Annotated in this window: 29 protein-coding genes and 1 other annotated feature; of the genes, 18 read left to right on the top strand and 11 right to left on the bottom strand. The window is 39.3% G+C overall.

What is annotated here, in order from left to right:
• Positions 1–66 precede the first annotated feature (66 nt).
• A complete protein-coding gene (locus QNH29_RS21720) occupies positions 67–1,206 on the bottom strand; it encodes a glycosyltransferase family 2 protein (protein ID WP_283861392.1) in 1,140 nt (379 codons plus the stop codon).
• A 51-nt stretch (positions 1,207–1,257) separates the two neighbouring features.
• A complete protein-coding gene (gene proC, locus QNH29_RS21715; RefSeq protein WP_283861391.1) occupies positions 1,258–2,103 on the bottom strand; it encodes a pyrroline-5-carboxylate reductase in 846 nt (281 codons plus the stop codon).
• A 48-nt stretch (positions 2,104–2,151) separates the two neighbouring features.
• Positions 2,152–2,371, bottom strand: a binding site (T-box leader).
• A 196-nt stretch (positions 2,372–2,567) separates the two neighbouring features.
• Here proC and QNH29_RS21710 point away from each other — a divergent pair.
• Both QNH29_RS21710 and QNH29_RS21705 read left to right on the top strand, forming a co-directional pair.
• Positions 2,568–3,530: an MBL fold metallo-hydrolase gene (locus QNH29_RS21710; RefSeq protein ID WP_283861390.1), complete on the top strand. Its 963-nt coding sequence runs from the start codon at positions 2,568–2,570 to the stop codon at positions 3,528–3,530.
• A 9-nt stretch (positions 3,531–3,539) separates the two neighbouring features.
• A complete protein-coding gene (locus QNH29_RS21705) occupies positions 3,540–4,337 on the top strand; it encodes an SDR family NAD(P)-dependent oxidoreductase (protein WP_283861389.1) in 798 nt (265 codons plus the stop codon).
• Positions 4,338–4,374: 37 nt separating this feature from the next.
• On the opposite strand, the gene QNH29_RS21700 is transcribed toward QNH29_RS21705, so the two are convergent.
• Entirely contained in the window at positions 4,375–4,569 is a 195-nt protein-coding gene (locus tag QNH29_RS21700; protein ID WP_283861388.1) for a YqzH family protein, read from the bottom strand.
• 290 nt (positions 4,570–4,859) lie between these two features.
• Here QNH29_RS21700 and QNH29_RS21695 point away from each other — a divergent pair, with 290 nt between their 5' ends.
• Entirely contained in the window at positions 4,860–6,119 is a 1,260-nt protein-coding gene (locus QNH29_RS21695; RefSeq protein ID WP_283865707.1) for a Y-family DNA polymerase, read from the top strand.
• A gap of 27 nt (positions 6,120–6,146) precedes the next feature.
• On the top strand, positions 6,147–6,476 hold the full coding sequence (locus QNH29_RS21690; protein ID WP_283861387.1) for a YolD-like family protein: 330 nt from the start codon (positions 6,147–6,149) through the stop codon (positions 6,474–6,476).
• Positions 6,477–6,553: 77 nt separating this feature from the next.
• Here QNH29_RS21690 and QNH29_RS21685 read toward each other — a convergent pair whose 3' ends face one another.
• The 3 genes from QNH29_RS21685 to QNH29_RS21675 all read right to left on the bottom strand — a co-directional run bounded on the left by QNH29_RS21685 (position 6,554) and on the right by QNH29_RS21675 (position 9,578).
• Positions 6,554–7,678 (bottom strand): cupin domain-containing protein, encoded by a 1,125-nt coding sequence (locus QNH29_RS21685; RefSeq protein WP_283861386.1) that lies wholly within the window; start codon positions 7,676–7,678, stop codon positions 6,554–6,556.
• Between the two features lie 81 nt (positions 7,679–7,759).
• On the bottom strand, positions 7,760–8,710 hold the full coding sequence (locus tag QNH29_RS21680) for a fumarylacetoacetate hydrolase family protein (protein WP_283861385.1): 951 nt from the start codon (positions 8,708–8,710) through the stop codon (positions 7,760–7,762).
• A 280-nt stretch (positions 8,711–8,990) separates the two neighbouring features.
• A complete protein-coding gene (locus tag QNH29_RS21675) occupies positions 8,991–9,578 on the bottom strand; it encodes an IclR family transcriptional regulator (protein WP_283861384.1) in 588 nt (195 codons plus the stop codon).
• A gap of 178 nt (positions 9,579–9,756) precedes the next feature.
• On the opposite strand from QNH29_RS21675, the gene QNH29_RS21670 reads away from it, so the two are divergent.
• Both QNH29_RS21670 and QNH29_RS21665 read left to right on the top strand, forming a co-directional pair.
• Complete coding sequence (locus QNH29_RS21670) at positions 9,757–10,950, top strand: FAD-dependent monooxygenase (protein WP_283861383.1); 1,194 nt, start codon at positions 9,757–9,759, stop codon at positions 10,948–10,950.
• 75 nt (positions 10,951–11,025) lie between these two features.
• Positions 11,026–11,520 (top strand): DinB family protein, encoded by a 495-nt coding sequence (locus tag QNH29_RS21665; protein ID WP_283861382.1) that lies wholly within the window; start codon positions 11,026–11,028, stop codon positions 11,518–11,520.
• A gap of 58 nt (positions 11,521–11,578) precedes the next feature.
• Here QNH29_RS21665 and QNH29_RS21660 read toward each other — a convergent pair whose 3' ends face one another.
• From QNH29_RS21660 to QNH29_RS21650, 3 genes are all read right to left on the bottom strand, one after another.
• On the bottom strand, positions 11,579–11,785 hold the full coding sequence (locus tag QNH29_RS21660; protein ID WP_283861381.1) for a CDGSH iron-sulfur domain-containing protein: 207 nt from the start codon (positions 11,783–11,785) through the stop codon (positions 11,579–11,581).
• A gap of 85 nt (positions 11,786–11,870) precedes the next feature.
• Positions 11,871–12,782: an alpha/beta hydrolase gene (locus QNH29_RS21655; RefSeq protein WP_283861380.1), complete on the bottom strand. Its 912-nt coding sequence runs from the start codon at positions 12,780–12,782 to the stop codon at positions 11,871–11,873.
• A gap of 105 nt (positions 12,783–12,887) precedes the next feature.
• Complete coding sequence (locus QNH29_RS21650) at positions 12,888–13,028, bottom strand: hypothetical protein (protein ID WP_283861379.1); 141 nt, start codon at positions 13,026–13,028, stop codon at positions 12,888–12,890.
• A 218-nt stretch (positions 13,029–13,246) separates the two neighbouring features.
• Between QNH29_RS21650 and QNH29_RS21645 the strand changes: the two genes are divergently transcribed.
• From QNH29_RS21645 to QNH29_RS21630, 4 genes are all read left to right on the top strand, one after another.
• On the top strand, positions 13,247–14,434 hold the full coding sequence (locus QNH29_RS21645; protein WP_283861378.1) for an acetyl-CoA C-acetyltransferase: 1,188 nt from the start codon (positions 13,247–13,249) through the stop codon (positions 14,432–14,434).
• 31 nt (positions 14,435–14,465) lie between these two features.
• Positions 14,466–15,155, top strand: coding sequence for a CoA transferase subunit A (locus tag QNH29_RS21640; protein ID WP_283861377.1), 690 nt, complete (start codon positions 14,466–14,468; stop codon positions 15,153–15,155).
• Between the two features lie 23 nt (positions 15,156–15,178).
• The gene (locus QNH29_RS21635; RefSeq protein ID WP_283861376.1) at positions 15,179–15,835 is read left to right on the top strand and encodes a 3-oxoacid CoA-transferase subunit B; all 657 of its coding nucleotides are present in this window, start codon (positions 15,179–15,181) and stop codon (positions 15,833–15,835) included.
• Between the two features lie 95 nt (positions 15,836–15,930).
• The gene (locus QNH29_RS21630) at positions 15,931–16,185 is read left to right on the top strand and encodes a YqkE family protein (protein ID WP_283861375.1); all 255 of its coding nucleotides are present in this window, start codon (positions 15,931–15,933) and stop codon (positions 16,183–16,185) included.
• A 21-nt stretch (positions 16,186–16,206) separates the two neighbouring features.
• Here QNH29_RS21630 and QNH29_RS21625 read toward each other — a convergent pair whose 3' ends face one another.
• Both QNH29_RS21625 and mciZ read right to left on the bottom strand, forming a co-directional pair.
• Positions 16,207–17,118 carry an aldo/keto reductase gene (locus QNH29_RS21625; protein WP_283861374.1) on the bottom strand — a complete coding sequence of 304 codons (912 nt, stop codon included), beginning with the start codon at positions 17,116–17,118 and terminating at the stop codon, positions 16,207–16,209.
• A gap of 61 nt (positions 17,119–17,179) precedes the next feature.
• Complete coding sequence (gene mciZ, locus QNH29_RS21620; protein ID WP_283861373.1) at positions 17,180–17,311, bottom strand: Z-ring formation inhibitor MciZ; 132 nt, start codon at positions 17,309–17,311, stop codon at positions 17,180–17,182.
• 73 nt (positions 17,312–17,384) lie between these two features.
• On the opposite strand from mciZ, the gene QNH29_RS21615 reads away from it, so the two are divergent.
• From QNH29_RS21615 to QNH29_RS21580, 8 genes are all read left to right on the top strand, one after another.
• Positions 17,385–17,939 (top strand): NUDIX hydrolase, encoded by a 555-nt coding sequence (locus QNH29_RS21615; RefSeq protein WP_283861372.1) that lies wholly within the window; start codon positions 17,385–17,387, stop codon positions 17,937–17,939.
• On the top strand, positions 17,936–19,096 hold the full coding sequence (locus tag QNH29_RS21610; protein ID WP_283861371.1) for an endonuclease Q family protein: 1,161 nt from the start codon (positions 17,936–17,938) through the stop codon (positions 19,094–19,096). Before QNH29_RS21615 ends, QNH29_RS21610 begins: the two co-directional genes overlap by 4 nt.
• Positions 19,097–19,298: 202 nt before the next feature.
• The gene (spoIIM, locus tag QNH29_RS21605) at positions 19,299–19,943 is read left to right on the top strand and encodes a stage II sporulation protein M (RefSeq protein WP_283861370.1); all 645 of its coding nucleotides are present in this window, start codon (positions 19,299–19,301) and stop codon (positions 19,941–19,943) included.
• A gap of 110 nt (positions 19,944–20,053) precedes the next feature.
• Entirely contained in the window at positions 20,054–20,518 is a 465-nt protein-coding gene (fur, locus tag QNH29_RS21600) for a ferric iron uptake transcriptional regulator (RefSeq protein WP_179596540.1), read from the top strand.
• A gap of 144 nt (positions 20,519–20,662) precedes the next feature.
• On the top strand, positions 20,663–20,890 hold the full coding sequence (locus QNH29_RS21595; protein WP_283861369.1) for a YqzK family protein: 228 nt from the start codon (positions 20,663–20,665) through the stop codon (positions 20,888–20,890).
• Positions 20,891–20,895: 5 nt separating this feature from the next.
• Positions 20,896–21,792 carry a site-specific tyrosine recombinase XerD gene (xerD, locus tag QNH29_RS21590; RefSeq protein WP_283861368.1) on the top strand — a complete coding sequence of 299 codons (897 nt, stop codon included), beginning with the start codon at positions 20,896–20,898 and terminating at the stop codon, positions 21,790–21,792.
• Positions 21,793–22,004: 212 nt separating this feature from the next.
• The gene (gene deoB / locus QNH29_RS21585) at positions 22,005–23,189 is read left to right on the top strand and encodes a phosphopentomutase (protein ID WP_283861367.1); all 1,185 of its coding nucleotides are present in this window, start codon (positions 22,005–22,007) and stop codon (positions 23,187–23,189) included.
• A gap of 13 nt (positions 23,190–23,202) precedes the next feature.
• Positions 23,203–24,024 (top strand): purine-nucleoside phosphorylase, encoded by an 822-nt coding sequence (locus QNH29_RS21580; RefSeq protein ID WP_283861366.1) that lies wholly within the window; start codon positions 23,203–23,205, stop codon positions 24,022–24,024.
• Positions 24,025–24,037: the final 13 nt, after the last annotated feature.

The following is a 24,037-nucleotide window of genomic DNA, read 5'->3' as shown; positions in this document are numbered from 1 at the left end:
ATCGAAGCAAAAAGAGCCTATAGTGACCGAACTTTTTAATACATTCACTTTCGGTCACTATACCATTCACTCTTTATTTCTTAATTCTCTTAATTTGTATAAGGTGCCTCTCCACATAATGCCGCCGCGTTTATAGGTTAGATAACTTGCACGGATGATTGAATAGATAAACAGTAGAGCTGTCACAGGCAATACTAGAAACATAGCAGGGGAGAATACAGTCATTTTTTTGATAACCAAGACGTAATGAATCCCGCTTAACAATATAATTCCAAAGCTTAATAGAGCGACTATTTTATTAGAAGAAAATATCGTAATGAAGGGCAGGACATTCGTAATAAAAACGCCGAATATCGCAAAAAACACCATACTTACCCGGTAATGTAACCCGGCAAATGTATTTTTTTCGAGTCCGATAAATGCTTCCTGCAAACTTCTGTACCATTCCACCTCAATCAGCTTAAGTGCCGTGACAATTCTCTGAGAATAGCCTGCTTCCTTCATTCTCATTCCAAGCTGCAAATCATCATCTGGCCTCATTTTCACCATTTCATGTGTTCCAAAGTTTTTATATGCTTCTTTTGAAACGAGGTTAAAGGCGCCAATTCCTGTCCCAATTTTTGATTTTGGGTTATTGGCTGCCCAAGGTCTTTTAAAATAAGAAAACCCGAATAGGAAAAAAGCAACAAATGATTTTAACCAAAAAGTTTTCGCGCTCAGGTTTGGTGCAGCTGTTAGATGGTCAAGGTCATGCTTCTCAAAATAATGAAGCGCCTTTGCAAATGTCTCTTTTTCAAACTTTACATCCGCATCTGTGAACAATAGCCATTTTCCTGACGCTTTAAGAAAACCTTGGTATAAGGCGTTATTTTTTCCAAGCCATCCCTCAGGCAGCTCTTTTATGTGTATAACAGAAATTCGCTGATCCTCTTTTTTAAATTCTTCCATTACAAGACCGGTGGCATCTGTTGAACGGTCATTTACGAGAATCCATTCAACGTTTCTATAAGTTTGTGCCAACTGACTGAGAATACTTGCTCTTATTTGATATTCTTCGTTGCGTGCCGCTACAATAACTGATAACAAAGGTCCATTTTCTAAGCAATCCTCAACTTCTAAAGCGTTTATTTTCCGTAAACCTGTCAGCACGTCTATAAGAAAAACAATCCAGACTAGGATTCCCATTGAAAATAATACCGTTAGCATTTTGTACACTTCCAAGTCTTTTTTACACTAGTTTAAATCAATAAACAAAAATTAGGAAGTTGGTTCAGTAACCTCAAGTTGTTCACGTAATGCCGCTCCCATTTTTTTCGATTGGGCCGTAGCAGCCTTAATACAAGAAATGAACGCTTGCTGAACTTGATGTTCCTCGAGTACTTTGACCCCTGCCTCTGTTGTACCGCCTGGGCTTGTGACATCTCTTCGTAACTGTTCAGAAGATTTAGTGGAGTTTTTCACCATCTCAGCTGCTCCAATTAACGTTTGTACGATTAATTCACTCGCCATGTCCTTATCGAGTCCTACCTCAACAGCACTTTTTTCCATTGCTTCTATAAGGTAATAGATATACGCCGGGCCACTGCCGGAGAGTCCTGTAACTGCGTCAAGCTGCTCTTCTTCTACAAAAGTAGTCAAGCCGACTGTTCCGAACAGGTCTTTCATTAGTTCAATTTGCTGAGGGGTCACTCGTTCATTTACAGCAACAGCAGTGGCCGATTTACCAACAGCTGCTGATGTATTTGGCATTGCCCTAACAACGGCAATCGGTAATCTCGCCAATGTCTCAATCGTACTTATGGACACACCCGCTAACACAGAAACTACCAGCATGCTTTCGGTTAAATATTCACGAATATTTTGGATGGCGCTTGCGGCGTCCTTTGGCTTCATCGATAAAATGACGATGTCGGCTCCTGCAAGCAATTCATTTAAATCATAGGTGGTACGGACGCCATACGTATTACTTATCTTCTTCAACCGCTCTTCATTTGAATTATTTGTAACCCATACATTCTTTCTATCAATCAAACTATTTTCAAGAATACCTGAAATAAAGGCTTCAGCCATCGAACCGGCACCAATAAATGCTATTTTTTTCATGAATACGCCCCCTCTAATTCTTTATAAAAACAAAAAGACCCCTCATCCGAAAAGGACGAAAGGTCTAGCTTCCGTGGTACCACCTTCATTTACCCAAAGTAATTCATTTCAGGGTTCACTCAACTCCGATAACGCCGGATTACGTTAGGTTTTCCTAAGTGCTCATAAGGTAGGTTCAATGATAAAGAGGGCTGTGAAGACTTTCAGCCGATGGACTTCACTCTCTTTTGCCATTTTTTCATTTACTAGTCTTAATCATCGCGAATGTACGAATGAAATTTTACTAGTGATTATCCAAGATAACAGCCTTTCTGTCAAGTGTTATAAATCAGAATTTTTTATTTATTTTAAATATATTATGCAAAAATAATGACAATCGAAAGAGAAATTCGTTACACTTACAATATAATAAATGTCAAAAAATGTTCACATTCTATTTAAAAATAACGATAGGAGTTTTTTGAATGGCAGAATGGAAAGACGGTATCGCAAAAATAATTTTGCCGACTCCTTATGCAGTCGGGGACGTTAATGTTTACTTAATCAAAGGAGAGCGGCTGACACTTGTTGATTGCGGTGTAAAAACGAAGGAGTCATGGATTGCTTTTAAGGCTCAGCTGTCTCAACTAGACTTAATCCCAGATGATATTGAACAGGTGTTGATTACTCATCATCATGCTGATCATGTTGGAATGCTTGATTTTTTATCAGATCAGGTGGATGTTTATGGGCACCCGCTGAATGAACGATGGATTAAACCGACGGAGGCTTTTTTTCAAGAACAAGAGGCTTTTTTCTTTAGACAATTTGATGACTTTGGAATCCCTGCAGAATTTTTTACGGCTCTGTTAGAGTTAAGACAAACATTCAGGTATTCCTGTAATCGTTCATTGACGGGAGAGCTGGGTGAAGGGATGGTCCCGCCGGGGCTAAGTGAATGGAAAGTCATTGAGACTCCTGGCCATGCCCAGAGTCAAATCGCTCTTTTTCGAGAAAGGGATGGAATTCTTATCGGAGGAGATTTGATTCTTGCGCATATCTCACCGAATCCTCTCTTAGAAATGCCAGCACCAGGTGAAACCGATAGACCGAAGCCGCAGCTGCAGCATAATCATTCGATGAAAAAGCTGTTATCGTATCCAATTCAATTTGTTTACACCGGTCATGGCGAAGAGGTTTTCCAATTAAAGGAGCTCATTGAAAAAAGACTGACGCATCAACACGAACGGGCGATGAAGGTTAATAATTGGCTAAAAGAGGAACAGTTAACTGTATTTGAACTCTGCAAGCGGCTTTTTCCTGCAGCTTATAAGCGCGAATTGATATTAACGTTATCGGAAACCGTCGGCCAGCTTGACTATTTAGCCTCAATCGGCGAGATTAGTAGTAGTAAGGACTATCAGCCAGTCCGTTATCAAGCTAGATGAGGTGTGAGTATGGTTAGGGAGCAACTTAAGGGTAAAAATATAGTCATTACCGGTGCATCCGGGGGGATAGGTGCTGAAATTGCCAAGCTTTGTGCGGAAAGTGGTGCCAACCTGGTCCTAATTGCAAGAAGCATTGAAAAGTTGAAGCAGCTGCAAATGGAATTGCAGCAAAAGTATCACGTAAAGGTAGAGGTTTATCAATTAGATGTCTCTGATACCGAAAAAGTGAAGGAAGTTTTTACAGCTATTTTTGCAGAGATTGGTGAGATAGATATCCTGGTTAATAACGCCGGATTTGGCGTGTTCCGTGAGGCTCATGCAGCAACAATGGATGAAATTAAAGGGATGTTTAATGTCAATGTTGTCGGATTGATGGCGTGTACAAGCATGGTGCTTCCAAAAATGCGTGAACGCCGTTTCGGTCATATTATTAATATTGCCTCCCAGGCGGGAAAAATCGCTACGCCAAAATCAAGCGTGTATTCAGCTACTAAGCATGCCGTTCTTGGCTACACGAATTCGCTTCGAATGGAGCTTAGTGATTATAATGTTTTGGTAACGTCTGTGAATCCAGGACCGATTGCAACAAACTTTTTTAATATTGCCGATGAAAAAGGCACCTATGTTAAAAATGTTCAAAAATTTATGCTTCAGCCTGAATATGTTGCTCAGAAGGTCGTTGACAGTATGTTGACAAAAACGAGAGAAATCAATCTGCCGCGTTGGATGAACATGGGTAGTGTCGTTTATGCTCTCTTTCCAAGACTTTTTGAGCGTTTAGGAAAAAAGGCATTTAACAAAAAGTAAACCGCAGCCAGCGGTTTTTTGTTTTGATTAAATGCTTTCACCCTGTTAAAAATTCGTAGACGCTATCATTCACAGCGTCGTATAAATCTATATCAGGCTGTTCTGTTTTTATTTGAATAATCCGGTCTGCAAGCTCCTCTAAATCTTCACTGCTCATTGGCAGTGAATTCACCTCGGAATAATATTGTTTAAAGCAATTTTTTATCATTTTGATAATCAATTTTTTCTCCATTTGTGTGCACCTCAATCGTAATTATACCGTTTTTTCTTCCAGAAAAATAACCAAAACCATGAAACGTGTCAAAAAATTTCCATTGAATACGAACGCATATTCGCGTAAGATGTGTATATAATATAAGGAACAGATGTTCGATATCTTTGTTATGTCTAGCTCCGGGCGCCATCGGCTCGAGGCGTAAGCCAATCCGTCAAGAAGGTTAAAGAGCAACCTTCATGCCGGCTCGTCTTACGCTTGTCGCCGATGAGCGGGCGCCCTACGCTTTTCGAATTGGAGGAAAAGTCATGGTGGATTACAGCACGTTACCGCACAATCATATTTTATGCGTCGACATGAAGAGCTTTTATGCCAGCTGTTCCGCTGTCATGCATGGTCTTGATCCCTTGACTTGCTATCTAGCTGTGGCCGGTAACAAAGAACGGAAGGGAAGTGTTGTGCTTGCGGCATCACCGCGTTTAAAGAAAGAATTTGGAATTAAAACAGGGTCAAGGCTATTTGAAATTCCTGATGATCCGCGTATTCAAGTGGTTGAGCCGAAAATGGCAACTTATTTGCGCATTTCTACTGAGATTACCCGCGTGTTTAACCGATATGTACCAAAGGAAGCCATCCACACATATAGCGTAGATGAAAGTTTTATCAAGGTGGATGGTGCACTTCATTTGTGGGGAGACGCCTTTACGATTGCAGCAAAAATAAAGGATGATATTGAACGTGAATTTCAGCTTCCCTGTGCAGTCGGAATTGGTCCTAATATGCTGCTGTCGAAGCTTTGCCTCGATCTTGAAGCAAAAAAGCATGGAATTGCCGAATGGAAGTATGAGGACGTCAAGACGAAGCTTTGGAAGGTTTCACCGCTAAGAGAAATGTGGGGAATCGGCAGGCGTGTTGAAAAAACCTTAAATGGGATGGGCATTTTTACGGTTGGTCAGCTGGCTCGATATGATTTAGAAGCACTGGAAAAGAAATTCGGAATCATGGGCAATCAGCTATATCATCATGCCTGGGGAGTAGACCTTTCAGAGTTGGGAGCACCGCTGGTGGAGGGGCAGATCAGTTTTGGCAAAAGCCAAATTCTTTTAAGAGATTATAAAGAAGAAGAAGAGATAAAGCATGTCATTTTAGAAATATGTGAAGAAGTAGCCCGGAGAGCGAGATCTCGCCGCAAGGCTGGGAGGACAATCAGTCTTAGCATTGGCTATAGCCAAGACGAACTTGGCGGCGGCTTTCATCGCTCAAGAACTGTCAAGCAGCCGACGAATGTAACGATGGAGCTTTACCGAGTCTGTCTCGAATTATTTCACGAACATTATACAGGAAAGACCGTAAGGCAGATTGCAGTTAGTATCGGAAATATTGTCGATGATCATGAGTTTCAGCTCGACCTGTTTGACATGGGTGCCGTAAAGCGGCGGGAGCTTGGCTATGTAGTTGATTCTATTCGCAGACGCTTTGGTTCAGGTTCCCTGCTGCGGGCTGTTTCCTATACAGCTGCCGGAACGGCAAAGCACCGGGCAACGCTTGTTGGGGGACATAAAGGATAAAGAAATAAGAGTAAGGAGGAGAATTAAATGATTCGCGACCGAGGAAGAATCAAATGGGTTTCAATGATGCTTCCTGAGCATATTAAATTGCTTAGAGACTGGGTCAAGGAAGATCAGTATGAAGAGCAGAAAGAAATCGATGAGCAGCAGCTCGAACTTATGAATATGACCTTATCTGAGGCAATCGAATTTGACCAATTGGTCACCATTACCCATTATCGAAAGGGGAATTATGAAATCGTCATTGGAAAAATTCACCGTTGGGAACAGATAACTGGGAGGCTTCATATTATTGATCACTTTGAAGAGGTACATCGTATACCGATTACAGCCATTGCAGATATCCGATTAACATAGAAAAGCGGCCTCGTACATCAGAGGCCGCTTTTCTATGTTAATCTCTGTTGGAAATGCATTTGTGATTGGAACTTTCCTTAACGGAAATCTGCTTTAAATTCACCAGTAACTTTTTGGTGGCCGTTATTTTCTTCAAACAATTGCTGTTGTTCTAAGTCAAATCGATTCATAATTGGTAAATCGTTTACTGAGAATAGGTAAGAGTCTTCTGCAGCAGAGTGATCATACCAAGCCCAGTTTGGAACAACGAAGTAATCGCCTTTTTTCCAATCGAAGCGAATACCATTAATGATTGTGTGACCTGAACCTTTGTGTACTTGGTAAACAGTAGAATGTGTATGGCGTAATGCCTTTGTTTTGAAACCATGCGGTAAATGCTGCATTCTAGTGCCAAGCGTCGGGTTAGCGGATTTACCTGTAGATGGGTTAATGTACTCAACTGCAAAACCATGGTGTGGGTCTGGATCGAATTCCATCAATCCCTTAATTCCTTCTACCGTGCGATCCCATTTATAATTTGCAAGTGGAGCAACGGTGTATTTATCATCACCAACAGGGCGAACCATACCGCCGCGATAACGTCTCTCTGAAAAATTATCCGGAATATCTGGCTGCTGTAAACCATCTTCATAAGGTTCGAAGAAGGTACCTCCGATTGCATAAATAGTAGGGATATCTAAAGCATCCATCCAATACATAGGCTCTGAACCTAAATGGGCATGCCCGTGCCATAAGCCCTTTGGAGTAATTAAAAAGTCGCCTTCTTCCATAAAGATTCGCTCACCCTGTACGATCGTATATGCACCGGAACCTTCAGAAATAAAGCGCAATGCACTTTGTGAGTGACGGTGAGATGGAGCTTTTTCACCTGGCAATAACATTTGTACAGCTGCATAAATCGTTTGAGTAGTAGATCCCCATCCCCATGGTTCACGATACGTTAGGCCAGGATTTTGGAAATAAATCGCACGGCGTTCGCCGCCCCGTTCTGGTGTAAAGATTTGAGCTGCTTCAGCCATTTTCTTTTTGATCAATTCATCACTCCAAAGATAAGCTTGGGCTTGAGGCTTTGGTGTTTTGTGCATAATTGTAGGAATAGCCTCCCAAAGAGGCCCTAAGTTGTATTGTTGAATATCTCTTGTGTAATCGGTTACAAGTGAACTTTTCATAAACTCTTGAACTTCTGGATTTACTTCAGCCATTTTACATTCTCCTTTACCCTTCTAATTTTATAGAGAAAAGGGGAGCAGCGTAATTGCTGCTTGACCCCTTGCAATGTCTTATTAAACAGTAACTGCCGCTTCCGTTGCCTTTACTTTATTTTCAAGTGCACCGATTTGGTCGATTTCAATTCGAACCACGTCTCCATCTTTTAAGAATTGCGGAGGATTCATCGCAACTCCAACGCCTCCAGGAGTTCCTGTTAATACAACATCTCCAGGCTCTAACGTCATTAAATTGGATAGGAAGGCTACTAATTTTTGAACAGAGAATACTAGATTAGCAGTATTCGTTTTTTGACGAACTTCCCCGTTTACTTTTAGAACAACATCTAATCCAGATGGATATTGTAATTCATCAGAAGTTACCAAATATGGTCCCATTGGCGCGCTGCCATCTACTGATTTTCCTTGAAGCCATTGGAGCGTGCGTCGTTGGATATCACGATACGTTACGTCATTTGTAATGGTATAACCTGCTACATAGTCTAATGCATCTTTTTCTGCAACATTGCGGGCTTGTTTCCCTACAACAAAGGTAAATTCTGCTTCATAGTCAAGTTGATCAGAAATTGGGTAGTGTGGAATATCATCCTCAGGTCCTAAAATGGTATTTGCAAATTTTGCAAAAATAACTGGGTTCGATGGAATTTCACGACCCATTTCTAAAATGTGTTCGCGGTAGTTGTGACCAACACAAATAATTTTACCTGGGTTTTGAACAGGTGCTTCTACCTTTACTTCCTCGAGATTGTGTATCACTTGTTTATCGAAGCTTTCAGGATTGGCGAGAATGAAATCGATTGCATTTTGCGCCAGAATCAGTGATTCTTTGCCACCTTGGTATAATTCGTCAGTATTATCCGGAACATAGGCTTTTGCAATTGCTTCGTATCGGTATTTTCCTTCTGCTTTTAACTGTGCTTGGTAAGCATAGTTTAAGTCGATTACTTGGTTATTAACGATTGCCCCTGCACGTGTATGCCCAGCGGCAGTAAAATTAATAAGTTTCATGATTTGCCTCCTTGTTTTTTCACTAATTATGAAACTAGTTCACTATTTATAAAAAAATATTAAAATATTTCAAAAGGATTGTCAATATTATTTGTTTTCAGAATTTATTTTCTGAAACCAAAATACGCTGAAATTTCCTTTGCGGCATTGAGAACGTATTTTCCATTCGGATGTTCTGCAGATTTTGGTACTTCCTCAGTAATACCTACGATGGTAATCGCACCAAGTAGTTCATTGTTGAAATTTAATAAAGGGACACTAAAAGAAGAAACATGCTTTATTAGAGGTTCGGTTTTAGAGGCAAAAAACAACCCTCTTGCTTTTTCTTTTTCCGCTTGGTACTGCTGCCGTTCACTCTCATTGAACATTTTCGATAAAAATCTTCCTCCCATTCTTTCATGAAGACGTCTTTTTCAAATGCAGAAAAAACAATGCCAGTCGAGGAAGAGACAGGTAAGTGTGTTCCTATTTGTGCACCGATATTTATTCCATAATCAGCACTAAGTATATATGAAACAAGTGGTCCCTTTTTAGAAGGAACAGCCAGCAGGGCTGTTAGATTGGTTTTCTCAGTAATTTTTTTGAAATAGGGAATTACCACTTCAATTAAAGAAGTTTGACCTAGAGCAACATTTCCTAACTGTACTAATTTGTGTCCAAGCGTGTAGGCGTTTGTATGAGGATTACGATAGATTAATCCAAATTGGGATAGTGTAGATAAATATTTGTACAAATTACTTTTCGTCATAGCAGTTAGGTTCTGAATATCAGTAAACTTTAGAGGTTTTTTTTCCATTGCTAAAATGTCTAATATGTTTAACCCGAGTTGTAATGATTGTATACCGATTGTTTTTGTTTCAGTTGTCATAATGATCACCCCATTTTCAGTTGATTTTGGATTGTAGTAGAAAAAATGATTAATAGAAATTTCTAAATTTTAAAAGTTTTTGTTGACGAATCGATGAAAAATGATTTAAAGTTTTCTTATAAGATAACAAAGTTCTCTATTTGTGGAACATAATAACTCGTATGGAGGGGAAATGTCAATGACTAATGTAAGCGACATCATTATAGTAGGCGGGGGAATCGGTGGTTTAGCAGCGGCACTATCAATCCAAGAAACAGGTAAATCAGTAGCCGTATTTGAGCAGGCACCAGAATTTGGAGAAGTGGGCGCAGGGATACAGTTAGCACCCAATGCATTAGAAGTATTAGACCGTTTAGGTGTAAAGGAAGAAATATTAAAGCATGCAGTATTACCAAAACGTCTTGTCCTTAAAGATGTTTATACAGCGAAAGAATTAGCAACCCTTGATTTAGGGGAAGGGTTCCAAAAAGAATTTGGCCAGCCATACATCGTATTACATCGATCCGACTTACACAGAGTTCTTTATGAAGCATGTCAAAAAAACTGCAATATTAAATTCTTTACCAACCAATGTATTCAAACTGCAGAACAAAATGGTGATACTGTAACAATTGTTAACCAAAATGGTGAAACATTTAGTGCAGAAGCGGTTATTGGTGCGGATGGGGTAAAATCAAACATGCGGAAGCAGTTGGTTGATGATAACCCGGTAAACTCTGCGTATGTAGCTTACCGTGGAACGATTCCAATTGAAGAAGTGGCTGATGCCGCAAATTTAGACTTAGATGATGTCATTATGTGGATTGGACCAAACCTGCATATGGTTCAATACCCGGTTCGCCGCGGAGAACTTTACAACCAAGTAGTAGTATTTAAATCATATGACGCGACTGTAGAAGACTGGGGAACTCCAGAAGAAATGGCACGTCGTTTTGAAAATTGCCATCCAAAGGTTGAAAACGCTTTAACTTATATTAACCGTCAATTCCGCTGGCAAATGTATGACCGTGAACCAATTGACAATTGGACAAATGGCAACATTACATTATTAGGAGATTCTGGTCATGCAATGCTTCAATATTTAGCACAAGGCGGCGTTCAAGCTCTCGAAGATGCGTTTGTATTAGGTGAGAAATTAAAAGAACATAAATCCTATGAGGAAGCATTTAATGCATACCAAGAAATTCGAATTCCTCGTTCTGCTATGGTACAAGGATCAGCACGCAGATGGGGCGAAATTATTCATGCGGAGGATCCAACAGCACTTGCACTCCGTAATTATATTTTCGATCAGCACAAGCCAACCGACTACCATGTTGTTGATTTCCTATATGGCTATTTCAAGAAAAATTATGAGCGTGTAAATTGTTAATTAAAAAACGCGTTAGAGCTGGCTCTAACGCATTTTTTAAATTTATGTATGAATGAATTGGAGGAGGATGTAACAATGGCAACGGCAGTACCGAATGAAAAGTTGGAATTATTTAAAAAGAGTATAGATGATATTGCTGAGGTATTGAGAAATACGGAAGAGGGTTCTCTTTATGTTAAACCTTCTGAACCAGAATGGTCCGGTATGCAAATTGTTTCTCATATTTTAGAGGCGGTAAATTTTTGGGTTGAAGATTTGGAGGCGCTGCTAGTTGTTCCCGGTGCAAAATGGGGGCGCAATCATGAACACGTGCGTCGTTTAGCTGCAGTGGATGAAACTGTTGTATCACGTATTAAGAAAGAGGATGCTATAACTGCATTACAAAATTTAGTACCGAAAGTAGAAGGAGCACTGTTAAAAGTAAAAGAAGAGGATTTAGTAAAAACAGCTCCAAGTTACAATCCTAATTTTGATGGAAAACCGTTATCATTTTTAGTGGACCATTTAATCGTTAAGCATGTAACGGGTCATTATGGACAGCTAGTACGTCATTTAGGGAAAATTCGATAATTAAAAAAGTAGATTAATTTGAAAAAGGACTCCATCAGAAGTCCTTTTTCTGTAGAAATTATTCTTCTTTTGCAACTCGCACTTGCGAGTCAAACTTTCCTTTATGTGAACCATCACAAAAAGGTTTGTTGTTGGAAAGACCGCAGCGGCAAAGAGAAAAGGCTGGCTTCGTTTCCATTACATTACCTGCACCATCAAGCAATTCTACCTCACCAGTAATCCGCAGTGAACCATTATCATTTACTTTAATTTGTACCTTTGTCATTTTGACACCCCTTTTAAAAATAATTTACACAGATGTATTCAAATTAATGAAGATATATCATGTATATCTCCAAAAATAACCTCGGTCAAGCATACCCAACGTATTTATTTAAAAATTCGTCTATGGCTCTGCGATATTCTTCTGGATTCTCATTAAACGACTGCGCATGACGGCCATTTGCGGCAAGATACAGCATCTTTGGACCTTGCTTTCTCTCATATAATTCCTTTGTCATGGCAGGGAGAATAAAATCATCGTTCTCACTGTGAATAAATAAAATAGGATGTTGAATATTTTCAATTACGGATATGGGTGAGACGTGTCGGATTGAATATTTTTCACGAAGCCGTAAAATAAAATCAGCTATGGGAATTAATAATGTTGAAATATTCTTAAGTTCTTTTTTTAGCTGGTAAGATACTTGTTCTTTTAAGTCAGAGAACGGACAGTCCGCTATATAAAAATCTGCTCCATCCTCTAGCATACCAGCGTAAAGAAGCATGGTAGCTGCCCCCATCGATTCTCCATGAATTCCGAGCGTAAGTGCAGGACCCTTTTCGTTTCTTAACCAATCAATTACTGCCTTGAGATCGAATTTTTCAAAATGACCGAAGCTAGTAGTTTTTCCACCAGATTCACCGTGGCGGCGATGGTCGTAAATCATTGCATTAAAACCACGCTCTAAGAAAAGATTCATATACTTAATCGAATTGATTTTTGTTTCCGTCACTCCATGTGAAATAATGACATAGCGATTGGATGTATGTGGTTCTACCAGCAGCGCTTTAATGGGATAGCCAAAAGGGGAATCAATAAGTACCTCACGCTTAGGAAGTGATTCGAAATGCTCGGGGTTAAATCTTCCCGCTTCCTTTTCCCGCTGTACTATAAATTGTTCATCCTTCTTTTTCATGTACATAAGCCTATTGGTAAAATAAAAACCTAAAGAAAATGTAATCAAGAATGAAATTAAAAGAGCTCGCAAAGCCTTTCTCACATTTACACCTCCAAAAGGTTTTAGTAGCAGTCATTATTTGGTAATTGGTGGTGGCTTTATTTTAACATAGGAAAAGCCGCTAACTCCATTTAGCGGCTTAAAAATTTATTGCTCAGCATTTTGTCTCTTCGTTGGATGAGTTGCTTTTTCTATTTCCTCGGCAGCAATAATTCGTTTACCAGTACCGGCAGATTCTGCATAATCTTTACCTTTTTGGCTGTATCCTTTATCACGTTTTTGGCTCATAACTGTCAGGACTCCCTTCGAAGTGGTTTCATTTAATAAGGTGCTTATAAGGAAGCATGATTATTCATGTTAAAGAAAGCTAGGACGAAGGAATAAATTTAATATACGATTTGTATTCTAAATATGAAGAATAAATGAAATTTTGACAAAATTAGAGGACTTTCAGAGCTCGCACTCGAATTATTAAATTGAAACAGTACATAAAGGAGAGGAAAAGAATGAGTCAAACAGAAGTAGTAATTGTTAGCGCAGTTCGTACCGCATTAGGTAATTTTAACGGGAGTTTAAAAAATGTATCGGCACCAGTATTAGGAGCGACGGTCATTAAAGGAGCGCTAGAACAAGCAGGCGTGAGACCGGAACAAGTTGACGAAGTTATTTTAGGAAATGTGCTCCAGGCTGGTCTTGGTCAAAACCCTGCAAGACAAGCTGCTATCGCTGCGGGAATTCCTGAAAGTGTTTCCTCGATGACAATCAATAAAGTTTGCGGCTCAGGATTAAAGGCTGTTCACCTAGCAGCACAGGCTATTCTAGCAGGAGATGCTGAGATTGTTGTTGCTGGTGGAATGGAGAATATGAGCCAGGCTCCTTACTTAATAAAAAATGCCCGTGAAGGCTTTAAAATGGGTGATCAAAAATTAGTAGACACTTTGACTAGTGATGGTCTGACATGTGTTTTTAACCAATATCATATGGGAAATACAGCTGAAAACTTAGCTGATAAATATTCGATTACGAGAGAAGAGCAAGACCAGTTTTCAGCATGGAGTCAGGAGAAAGCTGTAAAGGCAATTGAAGCAGGTAAATTTAAAGATGAAATTGTCCCTGTCGTTATTCCACAGCGTAAAGGAGATCCAATTGTTTTTGATACTGATGAATATCCGAAAAAAGGAACAACTGCCGAAAAACTCTCTGGATTACGCCCAGCATTCAAAAAAGATGGCAGCGTAACAGCTGGTAATGCGTCTGGAATCAATGATGGTGCAGCAGCTTTAGTCGTAATGAGCCGTAAAAAAGCGGATGAATTAGGATTAAAGCCAATAGTCACGATTAAAGGGAATGCGAGTGCCGGTGTAGATCCAAGCATTATGGGAATTGGTCCAGTACCTGCTGTAAAGAAAGTGCTTGAAAAAACATCTATTTCTATAGAAGAGCTTGAGTTAATTGAAGCAAATGAGGCATTTGCTGCACAAGCATTAGCCGTTGACCGTGAACTTCAATTTAATAAAGATATCTTAAATGTTAATGGCGGGGCGATTGCACTAGGTCACCCAATCGGTGCAAGCGGTGCAAGAATTCTCGTTACGCTGATTCATGAAATGAAACGCAGAAACGCCAAAAAAGGATTAGCAACTCTTTGTATTGGCGGCGGTCAAGGGGTAGCAACGATCGTTGAGTTAGCATAATCTCTTACAAAAGAGGGGGAGAACGATCTCGATGAAGAAAATTAGTACATCCTTTCAAGAGGCTGTCGCAGATATTCAAGACGGAGCGACGTTGATGGTCGGCGGTTTCGGCTTGTGCGGCATTCCTGAAAATCTAATTTCAGCCTTGGTTGATAAAGGGGTAAAGGATTTAACCGTTATTTCAAATAATTGCGGAATCGATGATTGGGGTCTTGGGCCGCTTTTGAAAAATAAACAGATTAAGAAAATGATAGGTTCGTATGTAGGTGAAAATAAAGAGTTTGAGAGACAAGTTTTAGCAGGAGAACTTGAAGTAGAATTGACACCACAAGGAACTTTAGCGGAAAAAATAAGAGCTGGTGGTGCTGGGATTCCCGCCTTTTACACTCCAGCAGGGGTGGGAACACCTATTGCGGACGGAAAGGAAACCAAGGTATTTAATGGCCGGGAGTATCTGCTAGAAGAAGCATTAACCGCTGATTTTAGTCTTGTCAGGGCATGGAAAGGTGACAAGATGGGGAATCTCGTCTACCACAAAACCGCACGAAACTTTAACCCTATGATTGCAGCGGCTGGTAAAGTAACGATAGCTGAAGTGGAGACACTCTGTGAAATCGGGGAACTCGATCCGAATTTTATTCATACTCCAAGCGTTTACGTTCAGATGATTATAGAAGGTAAGCAGGAAAAACGGATTGAGAGAATGACGGTTAGAAAGTAGATTGGTGGAGGGAGTGAGCGCCGGTGGTCTCTGTTAGAGAGAGGATAGCAATTAGAGCAGAGAAAGAAATTGAAGACGGTTTTTATGTGAACCTAGGAATTGGGATGCCGACATTAGTCGCTAACTATATTTCAGAAAATAAGCAGGTCGTCCTCCAATCAGAAAATGGATTGCTTGGAATCGGTCCTTATCCAACCGAGAAAGAAGTTGATCCTGATTTAATCAATGCAGGAAAAGAAACAGTAACAGCGATTAGCGGCGCCTCCTATTTTGATAGCGCGGAATCTTTTGCGATGATTCGCGGCGGACATATTAATATTGCCATCCTTGGAGGCATGGAGGTTTCTGAAACAGGAGATCTAGCAAACTGGATGATTCCAGGGAAAATGATTAAAGGGATGGGCGGAGCGATGGATCTCGTCCATGGAGCGCAAAAAATCATTGTCATTATGGAGCATGTGAACAAGCGCGGTGAATCTAAAATATTAAAACAATGTACCCTTCCGCTAACCGGTAAAGGTGTGGTTAACCGAATTATTACAGAACGTGCTGTAATGGATGTAACGGACACAGGGCTAAAATTGATTGAAGTAGCAAAAGGGTTTGCAATCGAAGATGTTGTAAACTCAACAGAAGCGACCTTGGCAGTGGATGAAAACGTGGTTCTAGAAGCTTATTAAAAAGTATGGCAGGCTGATTAGCATAACAGCCTGCTTTTTCTATCAAAAAATGATGCTATAATATATATGGAATAATGATTGTGGGGGATTTTTGAATGAGAAATAAATCGAAACAAAAAATTCAATCTAGACCAAAAAAAGAAGAAGCATCGGTAACGCTGAAAGATATGATTAATCCAGAGCTAATAAAACAATTAAAAGAACAGCAGGAAGAGATGAAGGCAGCAGAGGAGCGTAAAAGAGCGGAAGAAGAGCAGCGAAAACGCGAGGAACGCCGCTTAAAAGAAAAAAATAAATCGTTTGAAGAGCTGCTAAATGAAAGCGGCATGAACTGGAAGGAATTTAAATAGGAGAGCCAACGGGCTCTCCTTTTAACGATGTTCTTTATATTTCCCGGCTTTTGAAATCTCTTTTATCAATCGTATTTCTTCTTGGGTCAGGTGTTGGCTTCTCACTGCCTTAGCATTGTCTCTTACTTGTTCTGGACTGCTGGCTCCAGCAGCCACCGTAGCCACGGCAGGGTGCGCCAAATTGTATTGAAGAGCAATTTCTGTAAAAGAGCGTTGTGCAGCAAGTCTGTCCTTTAGGACTGGTAACACTTCAAGCAGCTCTTCCTGACTATAGTCTGGATATCCCTTTGGAGAAATCTTTTCTAGCATTTTATCACTTAACAGCCCTTTCGCTAGAGGACCGCGGGTAACAATACTGATTCCACGCTCATGAAGATTCGGCAAAACTTCTTCTTCTGGGCGCCGGTCTAATATACTATATTGCATCATGACAGAAACAATATGAGATTTCTTTACATACTCACGAATAACATTTGGGCGAATCGATGAAATTCCATAATAGCGGATATAGCCCTCTGTCTTTAATTCCTCAAAAGCTTCTATCGTTTCATCAATATTATCTTCAATTGTTCCGCCATGAAGCTGGTATAAATCGATATAGTCTGTCCCAAGACGTTTCAAACTTTGTTTGACTGATTCCTTTATGTACGACTTGGACGGATCCCAAGACCATCCTGTTTTATCGGGGTACCAGCGGTTTCCTACTTTTGTAGCAATAATGACCTTGTCACGAACATCCTTTAAAGCAGCCCCGACGATTTTTTCATTTTCACCAAAATCATACAAATCTGCAGTATCAAAATAATTGATTCCTTCTTGCAATGCTGCTTCAATAATCTCCCTGGCAGCTTTTTCCTCAGTACCAATCGACATACAGCCTAAGCCTAACTCTGTTACCCATAAGTCCGAGTTTCCAAGTTTTCTTTTTTTCAAATCATCACCCCGTCTTTTCTATAATTTTAATAAAGTACGGGGCAGACTACAAATGGAAAGGTTATTTAGATGCAACATTTTGTATCCATTCGGAAACAGTAGAAAATTCTTTATTGTATTCTTTTAGCTTTTGAATAATCTCCCATCCCTTCCCAACAAGAATAATCCCCTTATCATGCACGTATACCTTCATCCATACCCCTCCTGATCATGTATGGTAGAATGTATGAAGAGCACATAGTGAATTAGAACAGGAGTTGATATTGATGGGTGACCTTAATGAGAAAACTATACATAGTGAGGAAATTTTTTCAGGCAGAATAATTAGCCTTCACCTCCAGGATGTTGAACTTCCAAATGGAAAACAGTCCAAAAGGGAGATCATCAAGCATCCAGGTGCAGTCGCTATTTTGGCGATTACTGATAATAATAAAATTGTTATGGTAGAGCAATTTCGAAAAGCACTGGATCGAACGATTGTTGAAATCCCAGCAGGAAAGCTGGAACAAGGTGAAGAGCCTGTACTTTGTGCCCGCAGAGAATTAGAGGAAGAGACAGGATACGAATGCGAAAGTCTGGAACTTCTCGTTTCGTTTTATACATCACCTGGATTTGCGGATGAAATCGTTCATCTATTTGTTGCTAAAGGACTAACAAAGAAAGAAAATGCCGCCGCACTGGATGAAGATGAGTTTGTAAATATTGAAGAAATTACACTAGATGAAGCAGTTCAGTACATTAAGGATCAAAAAATCTATGATGCCAAAACTGCATATGCTGTTCAATATCTGCAATTACAAGAGGCGTTAGCAAAAAAATGAAACGCTATTATGTAGATTTACATATTCATATCGGAAGAACCTGGACAGGTAAGCCTGTAAAAATAACAGGTGCTAAATCATTAACGTTTACAAACATCATTGAGCATGCGCGGCATGAAAAAGGTCTGAATATGGTTGGAATTATTGATAGTCATTCACCAGAAGTAATTCTAGAGATGGAGAGCCTGGTTTCTGGCGGTGACGTTCTTGAACATCCAGATGGCGGATTGGCATTCGGTGATTTAACGGTTATTCCCGGTTCAGAATTAGAAATCTATGACGAACAATGCAACGGACCGATTCATGTCCTGTGCTATTTTCCTACAATCATGATCATGAGAGAGTTTTCTAATTGGCTATCTGGTCATTTGAAAAATGTTCAATTGAGTTCGCAGCGAATCTATGCGTCGGGTCTTGAATTACAAAGAAAGGTAAAAGAACTAGGCGGATTATTTATTCCAGCCCATGTGTTTACACCTTTTAAAAGTCTATATGGAAAAGGTGTCAATAAATCGTTAACAGAAGTTTTAGATCCAACCCTTATAGATGGGATTGAACTGGGATTGAGTTCTGATACAAGCATGGCAGACCAGATAAAAGAATTACACAACTATACTTTTGTCACCAATTCAGACGCTCACTCTTTAGCGAAAATTGCCCGTGAATATCAGGTTATATTGATGAAGGAACCTTCTTTTAAAGAATTAGAAAAGGCATTGAAAAAAGAAGATGGCAGGCGGATTATAGCAAATTATGGTTTAGATCCGCTCCTTGGAAAATATCACAAAACCGTCTGTGCAAAATGCTTGCACCCTGCAGGCGGGGAAGATCAACTCTGTATTCAATGCGGCAGTAAGAATATTAAAGGTGTTGCGGACCGAATCATGGAATTGAAGACAGCTGAACAGAGCCCGGAAGGTCGTCCAATCTATGTGCATCAAGTCCCGCTTGAATTTATCCCTGGATTAGGACGTAAATTACTTGAAAAGCTAGTCAATCATTTTGGTTCGGAAATGGCAATTTTACACGAAGTACCTTTTGAAGCATTAACCGAAGTGGTTCCACCGAAAATAGCCGAACTCATCATGAAAGCTAGAGAAGGAAAAGTAAATTTAGCTGCAGGCGGCGGTGGAAAATACGGAAAAATAGCAGATTAATTTCATATTTCTATTTAAAAACCTGGCAAAGTCACTTAAATCTGCCGGGTTTTTAACCGTAATAGACTCGAAAAATTAATATATCTGCGATGGCCCACATCTTCCTCTTTTAAAAATTAAATCTACTAAGTTATCGTCATAGAATTACTAGAACCGCATAAAATGTAATAACTTAACCCGAGAGAAGTAGGAGGGACTGCAGATGAAGAAACGATTGTACCAGAACGATGCCGCCAGTTATTTCCGTGAGCATTCCTCAATATTTTTATTTATTGTCATTTTATTTTTAATGGGTGTCATTTTTGGAGCCATTGTCGTGAACAGCATGAGTATCACCCAGAAAGAAGATCTTTTTTACTATTTATCACAATTCTTTGGTCAAATACTAAACGGGAAAGTAGCCGAGAACAATGATTTATTTGCACAAAGCTTTCTTCATAACAGCAAATTCATTGGACTGATTTGGATTTTAGGTATCTCTATCATCGGACTTCCGGTAATCTTAATTCTACTATTTATAAAAGGTTTAGTGGTGGGTTTTACGGTTGGCTTCTTAGTTAGTCAATTGGGCTTGAAAGGATTTTTGCTTGCATTTGTATCCATATTGCCACAAAATTTGATTATCATTCCCGTTTTCATTTTGATGGCTGCATTATCTGTTATTTTCTCATTGAGAATGATAAAAAAACAATTTTTTAAGACCTATGGACAGCCAATCTTGCCATTTTTTAAGAACTATATTCTGATCTTTATTGTTGCTGTAGTTCTTATTTCTGCTGCTTCAGGAGTGGAAGCCTACGTATCACCATGGCTGATGAAATCGGTAATGGGGTCGCTAAATTTATAATTATTATTAAATAGAATTAAATATAATCTCTTGTTTATAATGATTTTATTTTGACACCTCTTTCTCATCTGTTATAATGAGAATAGCAGCGGCGAGGGAGGGACTTCGGGATGGAGACTAGGATTGAGAGAATTAAAAAGCAGTTGCATTCATCAAGCTATAAGCTAACACCTCAACGTGAAGCAACCGTTCGGGTTTTGTTAGAGCATGAAGAGGATCATTTAAGTGCAGAAGATGTATACCTCCTTGTTAAGGAAAAGTCGCCTGAAATCGGATTGGCAACTGTATATCGTACCCTTGAATTACTAACTGAATTGAAGATTGTTGATAAAATTAACTTTGGTGATGGGGTCTCACGTTATGACCTTCGCCAAGAAGGAGCAGCACATTTTCATCATCACCTTGTTTGTATTGAATGTGGAGCGGTTGATGAAATTCAAGAAGATCTTCTTGAAGATGTAGAAGCTGTGGTTGAACGTAGATGGAATTTCAAGATAAAAGACCATCGTCTGACGTTTCATGGTATATGCTATCGCTGCCAAGATAAAGTGAAAGCTGAAGAAACAGCAGAATAATAGCCAAAAGTCCTTTTTAGAAAAGGGCTTTTTTCTTTTTGCGAACATAGACAAAATTATTTCCTTTAAAAAGGTAACTGTAGGTATAAAAGTTGGACAAATTGGCATATCTTTTACTAGGCTAAACTGTTTGGGGGAAGGTAAATGCTCTCTTTTATTAAAGTAGTACTACAAACCTTAAAGGTTTTTATCATATTCACTGGATGTACGATACTCTTTTACTATGGTATTATGTGGGTAAATGAGGAATACCAAAATTATCATCGTTATGATTCACCGCAAGGATCAGCTTTAAAGGTTTCAACATTAAATAAAGATGAGAACCCTATGTGGCTGGATCGGTTGATTTTGTTTTACTTAAATGGGGAGTAATATTTATGGATGATCATTTAAAAAAATTTATGCAGTTTTTGCTCGTTGAAAAGAGGGCAGCAAAGAATACTCTGCTGTCGTATGAACGGGATATAAAAACCTATCTTCATTACTTAAAAAACGTGGAAGCCATTGAATCATGTAATCAGGTCCAGCGGGCTCACATTATCCATTTTCTTTCTTTTTTAAAAGAAAAGGGAAAATCGGCAAAAACCTTAGCAAGACACGTTGCTTCTATTCGCGCTTTTCATCAGTTTCTGTTGCGGGAACAGGTATCTAATCAAGATCCTTCTGTTCTTATTGAACCTCCTAAGTCTGAGCGGTCAATGCCAAAGGTTTTAAGTTTAAAGGAAGTAGAAAAACTATTAGATATTCCCAATGGAAAAGGACATTTTGGTTTAAGAGACAAAGCAATGCTAGAGCTTCTTTATGCTACCGGTATACGAGTCAGTGAGCTTATTCAAATCGATGTTGACCATGTAAATGTAACGCTGGGTTTTGTGACCGTCAGTGGTAAAAGTAATAAAGAACGTATTATACCAATTGGAAAAACTGCAGCAGCTGCACTAAAGGCTTACATTGATAAAGGCAGAACAAATTTTGTTGCTAATAAAGAAAATCACTCTCGTGCCTTATTTTTAAACCATCATGGAGAAAGATTAACACGTCAAGGTTTTTGGAAGATTTTAAAAAGGCTGGCTCAAGAGTCTGGGATTGAGAGTGAATTAACACCGAACACACTCAGGCATTCGTTTGCAACACATCTGTTGGAAAACGGTGCAGATCTAAAAGCAGTCCAAGAAATGCTAGGACATGCTGATATCTCAACAACACAAATTTATGCCCAGGTAACCAAGACAAGGTTAAAGGATGTCTATACCAAATTCCATCCAAGAGCTTGATAGGATACTAGATACATAATAATTTAAAAATGTCGAAAAGCTGCCAAAATTTATGGCAGCTTTTTCTTGTAATTTTATTATAGTTTAGTAAAATATAGAGGTCAGACTTCTGACGTTATATTTCTAAAAGTGCATAATAATCCTATTTTAATAAGGGTAATCTATTTTTACTTATTATTTTTATTTGTAATAGAAGAAGGAGGAAGACTCGAATGGCAGTAAATACATATAAACGAGTTTTTTTAATCGTAATGGACTCGGTTGGAATTGGTGAATCACCAGACGCCGAAAAGTTTGGTGATAAAGGTGCAGATACCCTTGGACATATTGCGGAAAGAATGAACGGTCTAAACATGCCAAACATGGGAAACTTAGGTTTAAGCAATATCCGTGAAATTAAAGGCATTGAAAAATCGGAAAAACCGCTGGGTTACTATACGAAAATGAAGGAAGCATCGAATGGTAAGGATACTATGACAGGTCACTGGGAGATTATGGGCTTAAATATCCAAACACCTTTTCGAGTATTCCCTGATGGATTCCCAGACGAACTCCTTTCAGAATTAGAAAAACGCACAGGCAGAAAAATTATTGGCAATAAACCTGCTAGTGGAACGGAAATTCTCGATGAATTAGGGGAAGAACATATGAAAACAGGAGCATTGATAGTCTATACATCTGCCGATTCAGTGCTTCAAATTGCCGCACACGAAGAAATTATCCCAATTGAAGAGCAATATAAAATATGTAAAATTGCTCGTGAGTTAACATTAGATGAAAAATACATGGTGGGCCGTGTTATTGCTCGTCCATTTTTAGGTGAACCGGGAGATTTTAAGCGGACAGCTAACCGTCATGACTATGCACTGAAGCCGTTTGATAGAACGGTGATGAACGAGATGAAAGACGCTGGCTTAGACGTTATTGCAATCGGAAAAATCTCAGATATTTATGATGGAGAGGGAGTTACTCAATCTCTAAGAACGGTCTCCAATATGGATGGCATGGATAAGCTTGTACAGACACTGGATATGGACTTTACTGGAATGAGTTTCTTAAATTTAGTTGATTTTGATGCATTATACGGCCATCGACGCGATCCAGAAGGCTATGGGAATGCCCTTCAGGAATACGATGCCCGCCTTCCGGAAGTACTTGAAAAGTTAAAAGAAGACGATTTATTGATTATCACAGCTGACCACGGAAATGATCCAGTGGCTCCGGGAACAGACCACACACGCGAATATGTTCCGCTTATCGTCTATTCCAAAAAAATGGCGGTGGGGAAAGAACTTCCAATTCGAGAAACATTTGCTGATATTGGGGCAACCGTGGCTGATAACTTTAAAGTAAAAATTCCTAAATTCGGAAAAAGCTTTTTGCAAGAGCTTAATTAAAGGGGGAGAAAAAATGAATATTGAAAAAATCCAAAATGCGGCTGGCTTTTTAAAGGAAAAGTACTCGACAACACCAAAGGTCGGTCTTATCTTAGGTTCCGGACTTGGAGTATTAGCAGATGAAATTGAGAACCCTGTAAAAATTCCATATAACGAAATACCTGATTTCCCGATTTCAACCGTTGAAGGTCATGCGGGACAACTCGTTTTTGGTGTTTTAAATGGAGTAGAAGTAGTAGCAATGCAAGGTCGTTTCCATTTCTATGAAGGATACGGTATGGATAAGGTAACATTCCCTGTCCGTGTTATGAAGGAACTAGGTGTGGGAATGCTTATTGTCACGAATGCAGCAGGTGGAGTTAATGAAAGTTTTGAAGCTGGGGATTTAATGATTATTACTGACCATATTAATTTTATGGGCACTAATCCATTAATTGGTCCGAATGATTCTAAACTTGGAGCTCGCTTCCCTGATATGTCAGAAGCCTATTCAAAGGAACTTCGTACTATTGCGAAAGAAATTGCCTCGCAGATAAACCTAAATGTAAAAGAAGGCGTTTATTTTGGAAATCCTGGACCTGTATATGAAACGCCTGCTGAAGTAAGAATGGTACGTACACTAGGCGGTGATGCTGTTGGTATGTCTACGGTTCCTGAAGTTATTGTTGCACGTCATAGCGGGATGAAGGTATTAGGTATTTCATGTATTTCCAATATGGCAACAGGAATACTTGATCAGCCATTAACACATGATGAAGTAATAGAAACAACTGAAAGAGTAAAAGCAAATTTTCTATTATATATAAAAGAGATTGTAAAAAGCATAGCGAAATAATCTGAACATAATT

The sequence above is a fragment of the Neobacillus sp. DY30 genome (genome assembly GCF_030123065.1).
Lineage (GTDB): Bacteria > Bacillota > Bacilli > Bacillales > Cytobacillaceae > Neobacillus.
This window is presented reverse-complemented; position numbering and strand designations above follow the sequence as displayed.